Source organism: Cohnella sp. CFH 77786, assembly GCF_019400745.1.
In the GTDB taxonomy this organism is placed as follows: Bacteria; Bacillota; Bacilli; order Paenibacillales; family Paenibacillaceae; genus Cohnella.
Genome location: NZ_WJIB01000012.1, coordinates 110,269 through 127,341 on the forward strand (window position 1 = coordinate 110,269; position 17,073 = coordinate 127,341).

A 17,073-nucleotide genomic window follows, 5' to 3' on the forward strand; every position below is an offset into this window, starting at 1 on the left:
ACCAACAGAACGCGAAGAGGTGCCGAATGTCTACGAACGAAGAACGCCTTCAGGACCGTTGGAGGCAGTTTTACGGCCCGAACCTGGGCTACATTCAGGAACAATACGAGCGTTACGCGCGCGATCCCGAAGCCGTGAGCCCGCATTACCGGGAGCTCTTCTCGCGACTGGGAGCGCCGGTGCTTCCCGAGGCGGAGACCGGTGTTGGGCAGCCGGCCGCGGCGGAACCGCTGACCGCTTCCGTCACCGGGGATCCGAATCTCATCCGGAAAGCGATCTCGGCGGGTAAACTCGTCTGGAACATCCGCTCATACGGCCACTTGATCGCGGACATCGATCCGCTCGATATCGGCAAGAAAGCGGAAACCCGGATGCTGGAGCCCGAAACGTACGGCCTGAGCAAAGCCGATCTCGCAGCGCTTCCGGCGGAATGGGTTTGGCGGGATGCTCCATATCCCCTGGAGAACGGGTGGGAAGCGATCCGCAAGCTTCGGGAGGCCTATTCGGGCACCATCGCCTACGAATTCAGCCACGTCCATGACGAGCAAGAACGGGAATGGCTCAACCGGCAAGCGGAAGCGGAAATCCCGTCGGCTTCGCTCGGCCCGGAGGAGCGGCGGGCGCTGCTGGCCCGGATCGTCGCGGCGGAACAGTTCGAGGAGTTCCTGCAGCGGACGTTCGTCGGCCAAAAAAGGTTTTCCGTGGAGGGCGTCGACGTGCTGGTCGCGATGGCGGAAGAAATCGTGCACGAGCTGACGAACGACGGGGCGCGCCACATCCTGATGGGAATGGCCCACCGCGGACGGTTGAACGTGCTGGCTCACGTGCTGGGCAAGCCGTACGGCAACATTTTTTCGGAATTCCATCATTCCCCCAATAAAACCCTTATTCCGTCTGAAGGCTCCATCGGCATCAATTACGGGTGGACAGGCGACGTCAAATATCACCTGGGCGCGAACCGGTTCATTCCGTCCGGCGAGACGGCCGAAACCCGACTGACGCTGGCGAACAATCCGAGCCACCTGGAGTTCGTCGCCCCGGTCGTCGCGGGTTTCGCGCGTGCCGCCCAGGAAGACCGAAGCCGGAAGGGAGCCCCCGTCCGCAACGTGGATGCGGCCGCCGCCATCGTCCTACATGGGGACGCCGCATTCCCCGGAGAAGGCATCGTGGCGGAGACGCTGAACCTGAGCGATTTGCGCGGATATTCGACCGGCGGAACGATCCATGTCATCGTGAACAACCGGATCGGCTTCACCACGGGCACCTTCGATGCCCGTTCGACCCATTATGCGAGCGATCCGGCCAAAGGCTTCGAAATCCCGATCGTTCACGTTAACGCGGACGACCCGGAAGGATGCATCGCAGCCGCGCGGTTGGCTGCCGCCTACCGTACCCGGTTCCACAAGGATTTCCTGATCGACCTGGTCGGCTACCGGCGGTACGGCCATAACGAAACGGACGACCCGGAAACGACGCAGCCGCTTATCTACCGCAAAGTGAACGCCCACCCGACCGTCGCCTCCCTGTATGCCGACAAGCTGGTCCGCGAAGGCGCAGTAACCGCCGACGACGTGGAGCGGATGAAGCAGGACGAGATAAGCCGCCTCCGGGAAGCCTACGAGCAGGTGAAACGGCAAGAGCACCGGGATCCCGTTCATCAAACGCAGCCGGTTGCGGGTTTCAAGCCGGAACCGGAAATCGAAACCGCCGTCGACCCGGGGATGCTTCGCCGCCTCAATGAAGGCCTGCTCAAGAGGCCGGAAGGGTTCCGAATGTATCCGAAGCTGCAGCGGATTTTGGAACGCCGGGCGAATGCCTTGGATGAGGGCGAGTTCGTGGACTGGGGCCATGCGGAGACGCTGGCGTTCGCCGCCATTCTGGCGGACGGGCGGCCGATCCGGCTGAGCGGCCAGGACGCGGAACGGGCGACCTTCGCCCACCGCAACCTCGTGCTGCACGACTACGCGACGGGCGAATCGTTCTGCCCGCTGCACCTGCTGCCGGAGGCGAAAGCTTCCTTCGCGATCCACAACAGTCCGCTGTCCGAAGCCGGCGTACTCGGATTCGAGTACGGGTATAACGTGTACGCGCCCGACACGATGGTCATTTGGGAGGCGCAGTACGGGGACTTCGCCAACGCCGCGCAGGTGCTGATCGACCAGTTCATTTCGGCGGGTTATTCCAAATGGGCGCAGCGCTCCAGCTTAACGCTGCTGTTGCCGCACGGCTACGAAGGACAGGGCCCCGAGCACTCGAGCGCCCGGCTCGAGAGGTTCCTGCAGCTGTCCGCGGAAGGAAACTGGACGGTGGCCTACCTGAGCAGCGCCGCCCAATATTTTCACCTGCTGCGCTGCCAGGCGGCCATCTGCGGAACCGAAGCCGCACGGCCGCTCGTGCTGATGGCGCCCAAGAGCCTCATCCGCAATCCCCGTGTGGCCTCGCCCGCGTCGGAGCTGACCGGCGGCACCTTCCGCAAGGTGCTGGAGCAGCCCGGCCTGGGCGAACGGCCGGACCGGGTGGAGCGGCTCGTCCTGTGCACGGGCAAAATCGCGATCGACCTCGCCGAGGCACTCGAGAAAACGGCCGCGGATCCGGAGGACACGAAGGACTGGCTGCATATTCTTCGGATCGAGCAGCTCTATCCGTTTCCGGCCGAGGAAATCGCGTCGAGGCTCACGCGGTTTCCGAACGTGAAAGAGATTTGCTGGGTGCAGGAAGAGCCCCAGAACATGGGGTCCTGGGGCTACATGGAGTCCCGCATCCGCACGTTGACGCCGGCCGCCGCTGCCGTCCGGTATATCGGGAGGCCGGAGCGCGCGAGTCCGGCCAGCGGTTTTCAGCAAGTACACAGCTTCGAGCAGCAGCTCATCGTGTCGCAGGCGCTCACGCCGCCGAAATCGCGCGCTGCTCAGACGACGGGAGGGAACGGGGATGTTTGAGGTCAAAGTGCCGGCCATGGGCGAATCGATTACCGAGGGCACCATCTCCAAATGGGCCGTCAGGGCCGGCGATGAAGTCAAGGAAGGCGACCTCCTGCTGGAGCTGGAAACGGACAAGGTGAACCTGGAGATCAGCGCGGAGCAGAGCGGGTTCGTGCAACAGATCCTCCGGCAGGAAGGCGATACCGTGCAGATCGGGGAAGTGGTTGCCGTCCTCGGCTCCGCGCGGGAGGGCGTCGGGACGGCGTCCGCCGCGGCGGTGCCTTCGGCCCCTGTTGCGGCAACGGAACGCCCGGCTTCAGCGGCACCCGCCACGGAGGCGCCGGTCCCGGCAACACCGGCGGCTTCTGCGGCGGATACGCAGGCCGCCCGGATCGACGCGCCGCCCTCCGGCGATGCTGCGGCGGGACCGTCCGCTTCGCCGGCCGCCCGCAAGCTGGCGCGGGAGAGAGGCATCGACCTGAACCGGGTCGATGCCCGCGATCCGCTCGGCCGCGTCTACCCGGCCGACGTCCGCTCCTCGGCGGGCGCCGCCCAGCCGGCTCCCGCCGGGCGAACGCCGCCGCCGCAGGCGCTGCCTTCCGCGGCGGTTGGCCTCCCCGCTGCCCCGGGCAAGCCGGAGCAGCGTCAGCGCATGTCCCGCCGGCGGGCCACGATCGCCAGGCGCCTCGTCGAAGCGCAGCGCACCGCCGCGATGCTGACGACGTTCAACGAAGTGGACATGACGGCCATCCTCGATGTCCGCAAACGCCGCAAGCAGTCGTTCCAGGATAAGTACGAGGTGAATCTCGGCTTCATGTCCTTCTTCACGAAGGCGGTTGTCGGCGCGCTCAAGGCTTTCCCGCTTCTGAACGCGGAGATCGACGGCGAGGACATCGTCACCAAGCAATATTACGACATCGGCATCGCCGTCGCGGCGAAGGAAGGGCTCGTCGTCCCCGTCGTCCGAGACGCCGACCGCCTCAGCTTCGCCGAAATAGAGCGGACGATCGGACAGCTGGCGGCCAAAGCCCGCAGCAACTCGCTGGAGCTCTCCGATTTGCAGGGAGGCACGTTCACCATCACGAACGGCGGCGTATTCGGCTCGCTTCTGTCGACCCCCATCCTGAACGCTCCCCAGGTCGGCATTCTGGGCATGCACAAAATCCAGCTCCGCCCCGTCGCCATCGACCAGGAGCGGATGGCCAACCGGCCGATGATGTACATCGCTCTATCGTACGACCACCGCATCGTGGACGGCGCGGAAGCCGTACAGTTCCTGGTCAAGGTGAAGGAAATGCTGGAAGACCCGGAAACCCTTCTGCTCGAGGGTTAGGCAGCCAAAACAAAAACGGAAGGCCGGACATGTTTCCGCATGAACCCGGCCTTCCGTTTTATTTTCACTACAAGCCCACTTGATCCAGCAGAAGGCGGAAATAAGACGCTCAGGCAACGTTATCGTTTGTCAGCCGATCGTTTATGGCCTTTGCGAAAGCTGAAGCAACACGCCCATGAATTCCCGCTTGCCTTCTCCGATGCCCGAGAAGAACGACCGGTCCGCCGCTTCCACGGCCTGGACGGCCCGCGAAGCCAATTCGCTTCCGGCCGGGGTCGTGGTAATCACGTTCGCCCTCGTATCGCGGGGATGCGGGCTGCGCTTGATGTATCCCTTCTTCTCGAGCGTGCGCAGCACCTGCGAGGTCACGTTCACGTCCATCTTCGCGTGTTGCGCCAATTGCACCTGCGTCACGCCCCCATCGCCCCCGCGTTCGTTGAGCCACTTCGTCGAGAAAAGCAGCACGAACTGGGGATGCGTCAGCTCGAGCGGATCAAGGGCCCGCCTGATCTCTCTCTGCCACAGGTTCGTCACCTGCCAGAGCAAGAAACCCGGGCTTTGCTTCGCTTCTTTGAATTCCGAATCCATTCGATTCCTCCGGCAACTCGCTTAGCATGCAGCGCGCAATCGTCAGGAAGTCTTCCCGCCCGATCTCGAAATGTCCCGTCCGAAACAGATAGCCCCAGTTCCGATTGCCGCGCGTGAAGCTCAGGCGGTCCAGCAGGCCGCCGATCCTCGTTTCCTTACACTGAGTATAACGAATGTTGCGACGGAAGGGTACAAAATCGTCGGACATCCGATAAGGATAGACGGCCTCGTCCTCCACCTGCCCGATCGCGGTGAAAGCCTGCAAAGGCTCCCCTTGCGCGAAGGCGGTGCGGGGAGAGTAGTAAATCAGCCAATCGCCCCGATTCATCTTGCGCAGCGGCGCCGCCTTCCCATGGCACAGCTGGGCGAAACCGCCCTGCACGCCGAGCCTCACATGGGAGGCGGACACGACGCCGATCCAAAACCGGGTTTTCTCATCCAACCGCATCGACTCAACCGGCAAGCTGCCCCTCCTTTCTCAGCGCCAACGCGGCAAGTCCCTCGATCGTATGTGGGATCCCCTCGGCCATGCCGGCTCCGATTTCCGGCCCCAGCGTCTCTGCATTCGGGCCGGAAATGGTGACTTTGTGCTTCACCTGCGTCCCCGCGGGGCCCTCTTCCAGCCGATGGGAGAACCGGATTTCGATCCCCGCGCCGGGGATCCGCGTGAGATCCGAGAATCCTCGCAGCGGTTCCACTTCCGTCAATTCGAACGGAAGCCTCTCCTGTCCTTCCGGTTTCAAGTACCCTTGGGTGCCCACTGCGAAAGGCCCGTCCAGCGAAGCTTCCTCGATTCCCCGATCCCATTCCGTCCAAGTCGAGATATCGCTGTAAAGCGCCCAAATTGTTGCCGCTTTCGCCTTCGTCGTCACCGTGTGCTCGAATTCCCACATTTCCGCATCGCCCTCCATTTAATATGCATTAATATTATCTGTTTATTAGATTATATTTACACATATTATTTGTCAAGACTAACGCGCCTCAGCATGCTGGAGAAACAGGGACGGGAGCCCGTGAATGGCGTCACAAGCAAAGAGGCACAACGGGATAACCCCGTCATGCCTCTTCATGCTTAAGAATTCCCCTCAAACCGCTTTCCGCTTCCAGCCGACCAGCAGGATCACCCCCACCAGGATCAGCAGCATCGCCATGATCGGCTGCCCTGTGAAACGGTTGATCAGCGTGCCGATCGAGAAAACCAAGAAGAACAGCACCGACAGCACGGTCAGGATATTGATCGGGATGAGCAGCCATTTGTTCCGGTTGCCGAAGAAGTAGAATTCGAACAACCCGACCGCCGGCGCGAAAATGAACCCCGGCCACATGTACCCCCAGCCGTCCGTCAGCATGGCAAACTGGCACACGAGCCCCGCCGTGACGAGGACGCCTCCCGGGATCAGCAGTCCCGCCCCCCTTCTCTCCAGCATGGAGAAATACATCCAATGGAAAAACAACCCCAGCGGAATCACGAACAGGCTCGGCCACAGATAGCCGATCATCGTTCCCGTCCCGATCGCCTCTCCCCGGCCGAAATACAGCATGAGACCTCCGACCGCCAAGAGGCCGATTCCCATAAGCGTACGAGTATTCAATTTTTCTCCTCCTCTTATCATCGCAAACCCATCTTCTTCATGCCATCATCTTACAGCAGAGGTCCTGGATTGACTACCAGCCTGAGCCAAGGAAAGACCTGGACCAAAGTCTGATTTCCGCCCGATTACCCGTCATTCCGCGGCTTTTATACTTTTTTAAGATTTGGTTTAGAGGTCTTTTAGAGCCGGGGGATACGATGAGATAGGAAAGCTTTCCAAAAAAACGAAGCAATGGAGGATTACGATGAACAAGAAATGGTGGATGGCGGGGGCTGGCTTGACGCTCGGCGCGGCGATGCTGACGGTCGGCGGATTATCCGCGATGGCGAATACGTCCGGGTACGAAGCGTACAAATCTGCGCTCAAAAACACGCATGCGCAAACGAGCTTGACGGCCCAAGCGGAGCTCACCGTCACCGACAACGGAACGGCGCTGCTGAAGGGCAATGCGAACGTGAAATGGAACGAAGACGCGGATGCCCAGAGCGTGGCCGCGACTTTCGCGGACGGTACGACGACGCGTTCCATGGACGTGTATCGGCAGGACGGGAAAGTGATCGTGAAGGACGGAGACAGCGACGTGTACAAAGTGTTGAAGACGGATGATCCGCAAGAGGAAGCAAAGTGGAAAGCCGGCGGACACGAGCCGCCGAAAGCGGTGGAGCAAGCGATCGACCTGCTTGCCGGCCATATGCGGGAGCTCGCGGCGGTGAAAAGCGAATCGGACGGCGGCAAGCACGCCTCGCTCCATTTGACAGGAAGCCAAATTCCCGCCGCCTTGAACGCCGCCGTGATGCTGCTTGCTTCGGGAGCGGCCGACCATGATTTCGGCAAGCCGGCCGGCGCGGATCACCCGGACGTCAAGCTTCCGGAATTGACTGAAGACATCCGGGTCGAAGCCGTGAACCTGGACGCCGATATTACGCCGGACAACGTGCTGGAGCGGCAAACCGCGGAAATCCGCGTCTCGGGCACGGACGCCGGAGGCAAGACGCACGACCTCGTCTTGGGTCTCCGAATCGACTTCACGGACGCGAATCGCACATCGCCGGACCGGATCGATTTGACGGGCAAGCCGACGGAAGAAATCAAACCCCAAGAGAACGGGCGCGGCTGGCACCGCTAAGCGCCGGACGGAACGGGCGGCCCCGCTGCCCGTTTCCCCGAGCCATGCCGCCCTCGAAAGGAGACAACCCGCTTTGAACACCTTGCTGCAAGCAGACCAAGTCACGAAGCGTTACGGAAACGGACGGGGAGTCCGGGAAGTTAGCTTGGAGATTTCGAGAGGCGATATTTTCGGATTGATCGGCCCCAACGGCGCAGGCAAAACGACGCTGCTCAAAATGCTCGTCGGCCTTGCGCGCCCGGATTCGGGCACGATCCGTTTGTTCGGCCATTCCTTGGCGGACCGGTTCGAACGGGCGATGGCCGGCGTCGGCTGCCTGATCGAAACCGCGGACGCCTACGAATATATGAGCGCCTACGACAACTTGAAGCTGGCCGCCCGCTTCTACCCGGACCTTCCGAAGACAAGGATCGAGGAAGCGCTGGAGCAAGTCGGCCTTGCCCCGTACCGGAAGGAGAAGGTCGCCGGCTACTCGCTCGGCATGAAGCAGCGGCTCGCGCTCGCGTCCGCGCTGCTCTCCCGCCCGGAGCTCGTCGTGCTGGACGAACCGGCGAACGGCCTCGATGTCGAAGGCATGGCCGACGTTCGCCGGACAGTCACGCGGCTGTCGCGCGACCAAGGCATTACGTTCCTCATCTCCAGCCATCTGATTCACGACCTGGGCATGATCGCCAGCCGCATCGGCATCATGAAGGACGGCAGCTTGATCCGCCAAGGAGCGGCGCGGGATCTGCTGCCGGACGGACATTCGCTCGAGGATTACGTCCTTGCGGAACTCCGAACGGCGAAGGAGGCGGTATAACGTGCATAGCTTCTATGCGAGTTTCGCGGGCGAGCTGGAAAAAACGTGGGCGCGGCGGAGGACGAAAGGGTTCCTGCTGCTGACCGTTCTGTTGCCGGCGGTTTCCGCCCTGCTGCTCGGTTACGCGCAAGATCGTTCGGCGGTGATCGCCGGGCTCGGGAGCAATCTCCCGCTGATCCTGCTGAACCTGTATACGTTCGCCGTGCTTCCGCTCTTCATGATGATGACCGCTGCGGATTCCTTCGCCGGGGAAACGGCCGCGCGAACGATGAAGCTCCTGCTCGTTCGCCCGGTCACGCGGGCCAAAGTGTTCGCGTCGAAGGCGCTCGCCGTGGCCGCCTTCGTAGCCGCCCTGCTCGCGGCGCTCTGGGTCGTGTCCACGCTGGCGCAAGGACTCGCGGCCGGTTTCGGCGGAGCGTCCGAGACACTGGACGATTTGAAGGCATATGCGGCCGCTTGGGTGCCGATGATGGCCATCGGTTCGATCGCGATCTTCATGGCCCAATGGTTCCGCCAAAGCTCCGGCGCCATGGCGCTGATCATCCTTCTCTACGCCGCCGCCAAGCTGCTTCCCCTCGCGTTTCCGCAGCTGTCCGTCTGGTCCGTCTTCTCCTACACGGACTGGCACTTGCTCTGGATCGGCAGCGGCGCGCCAGCCGGCAAACTCGCCAATACGTTCGTCCTGCTCGCCGCTTATTGTATAATGGCTTATACGGCAGGCTGGATTTTATTTGAAAGAAAAGAGCATTAACCGTCCCCGGAGGAGATCCGAACATGTCCATCAAGACGAGACTGCTGCTTTCCTATATCGCGATGACGGTCATTCCGGTCGTGCTCTTCGCCTTGATCGCCTTCTCCATGGTTCTGCTGTTTCTGGGAGATTTGCATATCGGCCGCCAAGGTCCGCCGAGCGTGTTCGAATCGATGAACGAGCGCGAAGAGCTGTTCGCCGGCATCAAGTTCATGGCGCAAACCGAGCCGGACCGGTTCGCCGACCCGCGCTTCCTCGCAAGCACGGACAAACGGCTGAACGGTCTGGAAGCAGGTCTGGTCGTCGTCCGCAAGGAGGACTTACTCTACTCCTCCCCCTTCGTCGAAATCGACGGTACCGATCTTTATCGGCGGCTCAGCCAGTTGACCGATAAACGGAACGACCGAGATTGGGGACCGATGCTGGACGACCGGTATATGATCACCCGCTACGATTTCACGTTTGGAGACCGCTCCTCCGGCACGGTCTACATGCTGACCGACAGCGGACAATGGATCGATCGGCTCAAAACGTTTTTCCCCATTCTGGTTCTCTCCCTGCTGGCCGTAATCGCGCTGACCAACGGCGTGCTGACCTGGCTCGTCTCCCGAAGCATCATCCGGCCGCTGAACGCCCTGAAACAGGCAGCGGAACGGATCAAGGACGGGGATTTGAACCAGGAAATCCGGGTGAAACGGAAGGACGAAATCGGGAAGCTCGGCGCGGCGTTCGAGGAGATGCGGGTCCGTCTCCGCGACTCGATCCGTTTGCAATTGCAGTACGAGGAGAACCGCAAGGAACTCGTTTCCAACATTTCGCATGACCTGAAGACGCCGATTACCGGCATTAAAGCCTGCCTGGAAGGCATCCGGGACGGCATCGCGGACAGCGGGCCGAAACGGGACAAATACATGGACATGATCGAGCGGAAAACGGAAGACATGGACCGGTTGATCGACGAGCTGTTCTTGTTTTCCAAACTGGACTTGAACCGGCTGCCCTTCCAGCTCGAACCGACGAATCTTACGGCCTATATGCGGGATTGCGTAGACGAGCTGCGCCTCGATCCCCGCATGGCCGGAATCCGGATCGGGTTCGACGGCGCCGTTCAAGCTCCCGTTGACGTGTTGGCCGACCGCGAGAAGCTTCGCAGGGTCATCATGAACATCGTCGACAACAGCCTGAAATATATGGATAAGCCGCAGAAGGAAATCCGGGTGGAGCTCATCGACGGACAGGAGGAAGCGTTGGTACGAATCGGGGATAACGGATCGGGGATCGACGAGGCGGCGTTGCCTCATATTTTCGACCGCTTCTACCGGGCGGAGCCGTCGAGAAACACGGCGACGGGCGGCAGCGGGCTGGGCCTGGCGATCGTGAAGCAGATGGTCGAGGGACAAGGCGGCCGCGTATGGGCGGAGAGCCGCCCGGGCGAAGGCACGGTCATTTCCTTTACGTTGCCGAAGACGGCGGAAAGCGGGGAGAAGGCATGAAACGGATTCTGATCGTCGAGGACGAACAGGTCATCGTCGAGGTCGAGAAGGACTATTTGGAAGCCGCCGGCTATGCGGTGGACACCGCGACGAGCGGAGATACCGGCCTTCGGAAAGCGCTGGAAGAGGATTACGATCTGATCATTCTCGATCTGATGCTGCCGAAGACGGACGGCTTCGAGATCTGCAGGGAGGTCCGGCAAGCGAAGAACATCCCGATTCTCATGCTTTCCGCCCGGAAGGAAGACATCGATAAAATCCGCGGACTCGGACTCGGCGCGGACGACTACATGACGAAGCCGTTCAGCGTGGGCGAATTGGTCGCCAGGGTCAAAGCGCATCTCGCCCGCTACGACCGGCTGACGGCCGACAGCCGGACCCGGCAGACGGACGAGATCCGCATCCGCGGCCTCCGCATCGACAAGCGGTCTCGCAAAGTCTTCGTCAACGAATCGGAAGTCGCCTGCACGTCCAAGGAGTTCGACCTGCTCCATTTTCTGGCGCTGCATCCGAATAGGGCGTTCAGCAAAGACGAGCTGTACGAGAAAATCTGGGGGCTCGACGCGCTGAGCGACACCGCCACGGTTACCGTCTACATCAGCAAGCTGAGGGAGAAAATCGAAGCGGATCCCTCCAAGCCGCAATATATCGAGACGATCTGGGGCGTCGGTTACCGATTTAATCTGTGAGAACGACGTTTACCCGAGCCGACCGCCTTTGAAGCGGTCTAAGCGCCGGAGGAGTGTCACACAACGCTTAACTCAGCCAAAGATCGAAGCACGTGCTCGATCAACCCGGGAAGATCTTCCATCTGGTCTTCGTTGATTTGCCGATTGAAGCGAACTTCGGCCACGTTCCGGTATAGCTCCGGCTGCTGCTCCCCGTAGAGGAAGCTGACGGTTTGAACCGGCGGCAGGGCGGATTGCCAAATGCTTTGCAAGATTTGCTCCACCCGTTTGCATTGGCTCCGGATATCGCGAACGTAGTGGCCGAAACGCAGAATCAAGGAACACCCCGGCATCGCGTCCGGCATCTCCAGGATTTCGGCGGCCAGATCTTGGAGCGAGGCTTGGAGCCGGATTTCCGCCCATACCCCGTCCGTCTCCGCGAGTTCGAACCGCAGAGCGAATTCCCGGGACATGACGGCCATCTCCAGCCGGTCCGTTCTTCCGGTGATCCGGATGCGGCCGGCCAGATTGTCGAGGTCGTACAGCTGATTCTCCAAGGCGACCTTCAAGTTCTCGAATACGGTTGGATCGAACATACCCCAGCAATCCCTTTCCTCTCATTCCCTTACAGATTCAAGAAAAGGATACCCCGCATCCCCGCGCTTCATCAGCGGTTTGCCCGCAGTTTCTCGATATTCAGCACGAAGTTGCCGGCATTCATCCGGATCAGGTCCCGCTCCTCCAGATCGTTCAGGACGAGCTGCAGCTCGCCGGGCTTCACGCCTACCATCTGCGCCAATTCATTCGGATCCAGCGGCAGCTCCACTTCGATCGCATGGGAGGTTCGCCTGCCGTAACGGTTGGCCATGTTGATCAAACTCGTCATGACGCGCGTGCGGGCATCGAAAACGGTCAAATCCCGCATATGCTGGTGCGTGTCGCGGATCCGCGCGATGATGTCCCGCATGATGGTATGGGTGATTTCGAAATGACCCTCGAGCAGCTTCATGAAATCGTTGTGCGAGATGACCAGCAGCTCGGTTTTCTTAAGCGTCTGCGCCGAAGCGGAACGCGGCTTGCCGTCCAGCAGGGAGAGCTCGCCGAAGCTGTCTCCCGGCCGGCAGACGGACAGCGTCTTTTCCCGGCCTTCTTTGTTGTGCATGTAGATTTTGATGGCGCCTTTGAGCACGACGAAGAACGAGTCGCCGGGATCTCCTTCCCGGAACAACACTTCGCGCGCTCCATGGTTCACGATCGTGAAGTTCGCCATCAGCAGGTCCAGCTGTTCGTCATTGAAAATTTCGAACATCGGGATGCCCCTGAGCAGGTGGCTCACAGCTTCCTTCCGTTTCCCCCCGATCGGGGCCGCCGGCACCGAAGCGGCAACGGGCGGCGTTTCCGCGGCTTCGACTTCCAGAGTCTTCACGTTGTACTTCATCAGCACGCGAATCTGGTTCTGCGTCAGCACCATGCCCCTGACCGCCAGCTTGAGTCCGGAACCGGAGTGAATGTCTTTGTCTAATTTCATGCCGACTCGGGCGAGTTCAATGGGGATGATAGGCAAGGTAAGCGCCACCTCGAACAGGGATATCTGGTAATTCGACAGAAAACGCCGCAATTCCTCTATACGGATGCCAACATCCCGTCCGCAGGCATAAACCGGTTCTCGTCCTCATAAAGTTCTACATCCGAAAGCGATGGACGGTGACGAAATGGACGAAACCAAGCTGGCGCGCTACTGCGAGCTGAAGACGGAAATCGGCAGAATGGAGGATGAACTGGATGCCCTCCGCGAAGAAATCATCGACGCGTATACGGACGATGCGGAGGTCGAAGTCGGACCCTACAAGCTGAAAATCATTTACCAAGAGAAGAAGCAATACAACGAGCAGCTGCTGTTCGAGGCGCTGCCGGATCCGGAGCTCTGGAAACACGTTTCCAAAGCGGACGCTTCCAGAATCGCGGCCCTGATCAAGGCGAACGTCTTGTCCGAGAAGCTGATCCGGGGCACGTACCGAATCAGCCGGACGCCTTACCTGTATGTAGACATCAAGGGCTAGAGCGGATCCAGCCGGACCGACGCCTGCTTGCCGCTCAGCTGGATCCCCGTCGCGGGACGGCCCGAGGGCTTAAGATCATGAATGAGCGACTGAAGGACCTCTCGGGCCAGGGGTCCTTCTTTGCCTTGGATTTTCACCACGAGCTGAACCGCGTCGCCGGACTTCAGCAAACGCTCGGCCTGCAGCCTTTTCGTCTCCAGGTCGTGCGTTTCGATTCGAGGCGTCAGGCGGATCTCCTTCAGCTTGGCCGGCTGCTCCCGCTTCCGCGCCTGCAACGCCTCCTGCTTGGCCGCTCCCGCGCGGATCAGCTTCGCCGGGGGCGGACTGCTCATGAGCGACGTGCACACGAGATCGACCTTCAGCTTGCGGGCCATCGCCAGCGCCTCCGCGGTCGGTACGATGCCGAGGTCTTCGCCGCCCGTGCCGGTCAGATGGACCTCGGACGCTTTGATTTTCTCGTTCAGGATCATGGTCGGGCACCTCGGGTGCGATCTAGTCGACGATGTTAGGTCGTGTTCGCTTGGCCTAACTTCTCTCCTATTCTATCATATCGGGATGTCACATCTCGATCCCCATGACGGCTGGAATGCCTTCCTCGTAATAGTGCTTCACCGGCTTCATCTCGGTTACCAGATCCGCGATTTCCACGATTTCCGGACGGGCTCCGCGGCCCGTCAGCACGAGGTGCATGCCTTGCGGCCGCTCGCGGATGACGCGAAGCACGTCCTCCAGCGGCAGCACGTCGTCGACCGGAAACGATTCGATCGCCAGCGCATTGTTGATTTCGTCGAGAATGACGAGCCGGTGTTGGCCTTCGAAGATCCGTTCCTTGGCGAACGACCAGGCCGACCGCAGCGCCTCCCGATGCTCCTCGGGCGTTTTCAGCCAGGTAAATCCGATGCCCTTCTGATGGATTTCGATTCCGAGCTTGTCGAATACGATTTTCTCCCCGTAGGTGCGCTGCGGAGATTTGATGAATTGGATGACCAGCACCTTGAAGCCGCGCCCGACGGCGCGAACCGCGAGGCCGAGGGCCGCGGTCGTCTTTCCTTTGCCATCCCCCGTGTAGACGAGCGTCAGCCCTCTTTCTTTGCTCGGTTTATCCACCGTTCGTCCCTCTCTCCATGATTTCATAAATCCGTGTCATGTCCACGTGACGCCGCACGTGGTCCGCCAACCGGTCGAAGGATCGTTCCCGGAGCGCTTGGAAGGAAAACGAAACGTCCGAAACCGCCATTCCCTTCCCTCTTCGTACCTCGTTCAACCAGCCGCGGCGAAAACGGTCGTTGTGAAAAACGCCATGGATATAGGTGCCCCAGATCCTCCCGTCTTCGGTAACGGTTCCGTCCTCATGATAGGATTCCGGCGTTTCGGGAAGCCGGGTCGGGCGGATTCGAAAAGCGGGCAGGGCCGGCTTCAGGCATGAGGTCTGCCCCATATGAATTTCGTAGCCTTCGATCGGCGCGTCGGGCGGAAAGCCCACGGCGGGTCCGGCGGCGACCCGGCCGCTTACCCGTTCCGTCGTCTTGTCCGGCGCGAATACCGTTTCCAGCGGAAAAATCCCCAGCCCCCGAAGCTCCGCAACGTCGGATTCGGTTCGCCCGGGATCCAGCAGTCTCTGCCCCATCATCTGATAACCCCCGCAAATGCCGGCGACCCGTCCGCCTCGGTCAATGTGGCTGTTCAACTCTTGCTCCAGGCCGGAATTCCGCAGATAAAGCAAATCTTCGATCGTGTTCTTGCTGCCGGGCAAGATCACGACATCGGGCGCGCCCCATTCCTTCACGGAATGGACGTAACGGACCCGGACGCCCGGCTCCTTGAACAGCGGATCGAAATCCGTGAAATTGGAAAGGCGGGGAAGCCGGATCACCGCGATGTCCAAACCGTCCGACGCCGGATTGCCGGATGCGGAGGGGAATCTCCTTCCGTCAAGCGACGCGGAATCCTCGTCCTCGAGCGACAGATCGTCCAGGAACGGAACGACGCCCAGCACCGGCTTGCGGATACGGTTTTCCAGCCATTCCAGGCCCGGCGTCAGCAGCGAGACATCGCCCCGGAACTTGTTGATGATGATCCCGGCGACGCGCGCTCTTTCCTCCGGCTCCAGAATCTCCATCGTACCCACGATGGAGGCGAACACGCCGCCCCGGTCGATATCCGCCACCAGCAAGACAGGCGCGTCCGCCCAAGCCGCCATTCTCATGTTCACGATATCCCGATCCTTCAGATTGACCTCCGCCGGGCTGCCCGCCCCTTCCAGCAGAACGACCTCGTACCGTTCCCTAAGCCGATGGAGGGCTTCCTTCACGATCCGCTCGGCTTCCGGAAGATATCGCTCGCGATACTCCCGCGCCCCCATATTCCCGAACGGCTTGCCGTGAACGACGACTTGGGCGGACGTATCCTTCGTCGGCTTCAGCAGGATCGGATTCATGTCCGTGGTGGCTTCGATCCCGCACGCATCCGCCTGCATGCCCTGGGCCCTGCCGATTTCTTTGCCGTCCGGCGTGACGTAGGAATTCAAGGACATGTTCTGGGATTTGAACGGCGCGACCCGGCGCCCGTCTTGCTTGAAAATGCGGCAGAGCGCCGCGGTCAGCAAGCTCTTCCCGACGTCGGAGGCGGTTCCTTGAAGCATCAAGGTGGCTGCGGGCCGTTTGGACGTTTCCGTCATGCGAGAACCTCCTTCAGTTCCTTCAGCAGGCGTTCGTTATCCGGCCTGAGGCGGATGGCGATCCGGAAGTAAGAGCCGTCCAGCCCGCGGAAGAGCGAGGCATCCCGGATCATGATTCCTCTCTCCGCGAGCGCCCGCTGCAGCCGCTTCGCATTCCAGCGGCCGTCTCCGGGCAATGAAACGAGCAGGTAGTTCACGTCGCCGGGGATGACCCGCAGGCCAAGCCGGCCGAGCTCCCGGATCAGCCACGGACGTTCCTCGAGCAGCCATGCTCTCGTGCGGTCCGCATACCCGGTTTCGTCCAGCACGGCTTCCCCGATCAATTGAGCCAGAAAATTGACGCTCCAATGCGTCTGTTGGTCCGCAAGCCGCCGAACGATATCGGGATGCGCCACCAGAAATCCGAGGCGAATGCCGGGCATCGCGTAGAACTTGGTCATCGATCGGATGACCTGGATCCGCTCCGACTCCGCCGCCCTTCCCAGGAAGGAATGCCCGCTCTCGTCCGGCACGAAGTCCATGAACGCCTCGTCCAGGATCAGGTGCGTCTCCGTCTCGTGCAGACGCTCCAGAACGGACTGCGGAATCAGGCGGCCGGTCGGATTGTTCGGGTGCCCGAGAAATACCGTACGCGAGGCGAAAGGCTCCGCGTCCTTCAAGTCGAACAGATCGTCCTGGCGGAGAAACACGTCCTGGATTCTCCGGCCCGCCTTGCGGACGGCTTGCTCGTATTCCGTGAAAGAAGGCCTTGCGATGACGGTCTCTTCGGGCCCCAGCACGCGGATGACGAGATCGATCAGCTCCGCCGCCCCGTTCCCCACGAGGATGCTTTCCATCGGAACCCGATAGACCTCGGAAAGCTTCCGGCGCAAGCTCCGCACCGCAGGGTCCGGATAACGCGCGATGTCGCGCCATTGCTCCTTCATCAACCGGCCGATCACCTCGGGCGGACCCCACGGATTCATGTTGGAACTGAAATCGAGCCATCCATCCAGAGGCCGGCCGTAAGTTTCCGTCGCCGTCCAAATGTCGCCGCCGTGGCCGTACCGTTCCAGTTCCATC

The 17,073-nt window shown here is 61.0% G+C and carries 18 protein-coding genes; 8 read left to right on the forward strand and 10 right to left on the reverse strand.

All coding sequences use genetic code 11. From position 1 onward, the window contains the following. Positions 1–26: 26 nt before the first annotated feature. Together GE107_RS18345 and odhB are read left to right on the forward strand one after the other, a co-directional pair. A complete protein-coding gene (locus GE107_RS18345; protein WP_219641446.1) occupies positions 27–2,939 on the forward strand; it encodes a 2-oxoglutarate dehydrogenase E1 component in 2,913 nt (970 codons plus the stop codon). Beyond that, a complete protein-coding gene (gene odhB, locus GE107_RS18350; RefSeq protein WP_219641447.1) occupies positions 2,932–4,254 on the forward strand; it encodes a 2-oxoglutarate dehydrogenase complex dihydrolipoyllysine-residue succinyltransferase in 1,323 nt (440 codons plus the stop codon). The genes GE107_RS18345 and odhB overlap by 8 nt, the downstream gene beginning before the upstream one ends. A gap of 141 nt (positions 4,255–4,395) precedes the next feature. On the opposite strand, the gene GE107_RS18355 is transcribed toward odhB, so the two are convergent. From GE107_RS18355 to GE107_RS18370, 4 genes are all read right to left on the reverse strand, one after another. Beyond that, entirely contained in the window at positions 4,396–4,842 is a 447-nt protein-coding gene (locus GE107_RS18355) for a MarR family winged helix-turn-helix transcriptional regulator (protein WP_219641448.1), read from the reverse strand. Further along, on the reverse strand, positions 4,748–5,290 hold the full coding sequence (locus tag GE107_RS18360) for an EVE domain-containing protein (RefSeq protein WP_219641506.1): 543 nt from the start codon (positions 5,288–5,290) through the stop codon (positions 4,748–4,750). Before GE107_RS18360 ends, GE107_RS18355 begins: the two co-directional genes overlap by 95 nt. Before the next feature lie 4 nt (positions 5,291–5,294). Next, positions 5,295–5,735 carry an SRPBCC family protein gene (locus GE107_RS18365; RefSeq protein WP_219641449.1) on the reverse strand — a complete coding sequence of 147 codons (441 nt, stop codon included), beginning with the start codon at positions 5,733–5,735 and terminating at the stop codon, positions 5,295–5,297. Between the two features lie 192 nt (positions 5,736–5,927). Next, entirely contained in the window at positions 5,928–6,434 is a 507-nt protein-coding gene (locus GE107_RS18370; RefSeq protein WP_219641450.1) for a hypothetical protein, read from the reverse strand. Between the two features lie 244 nt (positions 6,435–6,678). Between GE107_RS18370 and GE107_RS18375 the strand changes: the two genes are divergently transcribed. The 5 genes from GE107_RS18375 to GE107_RS18395 all read left to right on the forward strand — a co-directional run bounded on the left by GE107_RS18375 (position 6,679) and on the right by GE107_RS18395 (position 11,295). Then, the gene (locus GE107_RS18375) at positions 6,679–7,560 is read left to right on the forward strand and encodes a hypothetical protein (protein ID WP_219641451.1); all 882 of its coding nucleotides are present in this window, start codon (positions 6,679–6,681) and stop codon (positions 7,558–7,560) included. A gap of 73 nt (positions 7,561–7,633) precedes the next feature. Then, positions 7,634–8,362, forward strand: a complete 729-nt coding sequence (locus GE107_RS18380) for an ABC transporter ATP-binding protein (RefSeq protein ID WP_219641452.1) — start codon at positions 7,634–7,636, stop codon at positions 8,360–8,362. Position 8,363: 1 nt separating this feature from the next. Next, on the forward strand, positions 8,364–9,113 hold the full coding sequence (locus GE107_RS18385; RefSeq protein WP_219641453.1) for an ABC transporter permease: 750 nt from the start codon (positions 8,364–8,366) through the stop codon (positions 9,111–9,113). A 23-nt stretch (positions 9,114–9,136) separates the two neighbouring features. After that, on the forward strand, positions 9,137–10,606 hold the full coding sequence (locus GE107_RS18390) for a sensor histidine kinase (protein ID WP_219641454.1): 1,470 nt from the start codon (positions 9,137–9,139) through the stop codon (positions 10,604–10,606). Beyond that, the gene (locus tag GE107_RS18395) at positions 10,603–11,295 is read left to right on the forward strand and encodes a response regulator transcription factor (RefSeq protein WP_219641455.1); all 693 of its coding nucleotides are present in this window, start codon (positions 10,603–10,605) and stop codon (positions 11,293–11,295) included. Before GE107_RS18390 ends, GE107_RS18395 begins: the two co-directional genes overlap by 4 nt. Positions 11,296–11,351: 56 nt before the next feature. On the opposite strand, the gene GE107_RS18400 is transcribed toward GE107_RS18395, so the two are convergent. Further along, positions 11,352–11,870 carry a hypothetical protein gene (locus GE107_RS18400; RefSeq protein WP_219641456.1) on the reverse strand — a complete coding sequence of 173 codons (519 nt, stop codon included), beginning with the start codon at positions 11,868–11,870 and terminating at the stop codon, positions 11,352–11,354. A gap of 71 nt (positions 11,871–11,941) precedes the next feature. After that, positions 11,942–12,838, reverse strand: a complete 897-nt coding sequence (locus GE107_RS18405) for a Crp/Fnr family transcriptional regulator (RefSeq protein ID WP_219641457.1) — start codon at positions 12,836–12,838, stop codon at positions 11,942–11,944. 148 nt (positions 12,839–12,986) lie between these two features. On the opposite strand from GE107_RS18405, the gene GE107_RS18410 reads away from it, so the two are divergent. Further along, positions 12,987–13,334: a hypothetical protein gene (locus tag GE107_RS18410; protein WP_219641458.1), complete on the forward strand. Its 348-nt coding sequence runs from the start codon at positions 12,987–12,989 to the stop codon at positions 13,332–13,334. Here GE107_RS18410 and infC read toward each other — a convergent pair. From infC to cobD, 4 genes are all read right to left on the reverse strand, one after another. Next, complete coding sequence (infC, locus tag GE107_RS18415) at positions 13,331–13,804, reverse strand: translation initiation factor IF-3 (protein WP_219641459.1); 474 nt, start codon at positions 13,802–13,804, stop codon at positions 13,331–13,333. The genes GE107_RS18410 and infC overlap by 4 nt on opposite strands. 88 nt (positions 13,805–13,892) lie before the next feature. After that, positions 13,893–14,441 carry a cob(I)yrinic acid a,c-diamide adenosyltransferase gene (gene cobO, locus GE107_RS18420; RefSeq protein WP_370636452.1) on the reverse strand — a complete coding sequence of 183 codons (549 nt, stop codon included), beginning with the start codon at positions 14,439–14,441 and terminating at the stop codon, positions 13,893–13,895. After that, on the reverse strand, positions 14,434–16,011 hold the full coding sequence (locus GE107_RS18425) for a cobyric acid synthase (RefSeq protein ID WP_219641461.1): 1,578 nt from the start codon (positions 16,009–16,011) through the stop codon (positions 14,434–14,436). The genes cobO and GE107_RS18425 overlap by 8 nt, the downstream gene beginning before the upstream one ends. Continuing rightward, positions 16,008–17,072 carry a threonine-phosphate decarboxylase CobD gene (gene cobD, locus GE107_RS18430; RefSeq protein ID WP_219641462.1) on the reverse strand — a complete coding sequence of 355 codons (1,065 nt, stop codon included), beginning with the start codon at positions 17,070–17,072 and terminating at the stop codon, positions 16,008–16,010. The genes GE107_RS18425 and cobD overlap by 4 nt, the downstream gene beginning before the upstream one ends. Position 17,073 lies beyond the last annotated feature (1 nt).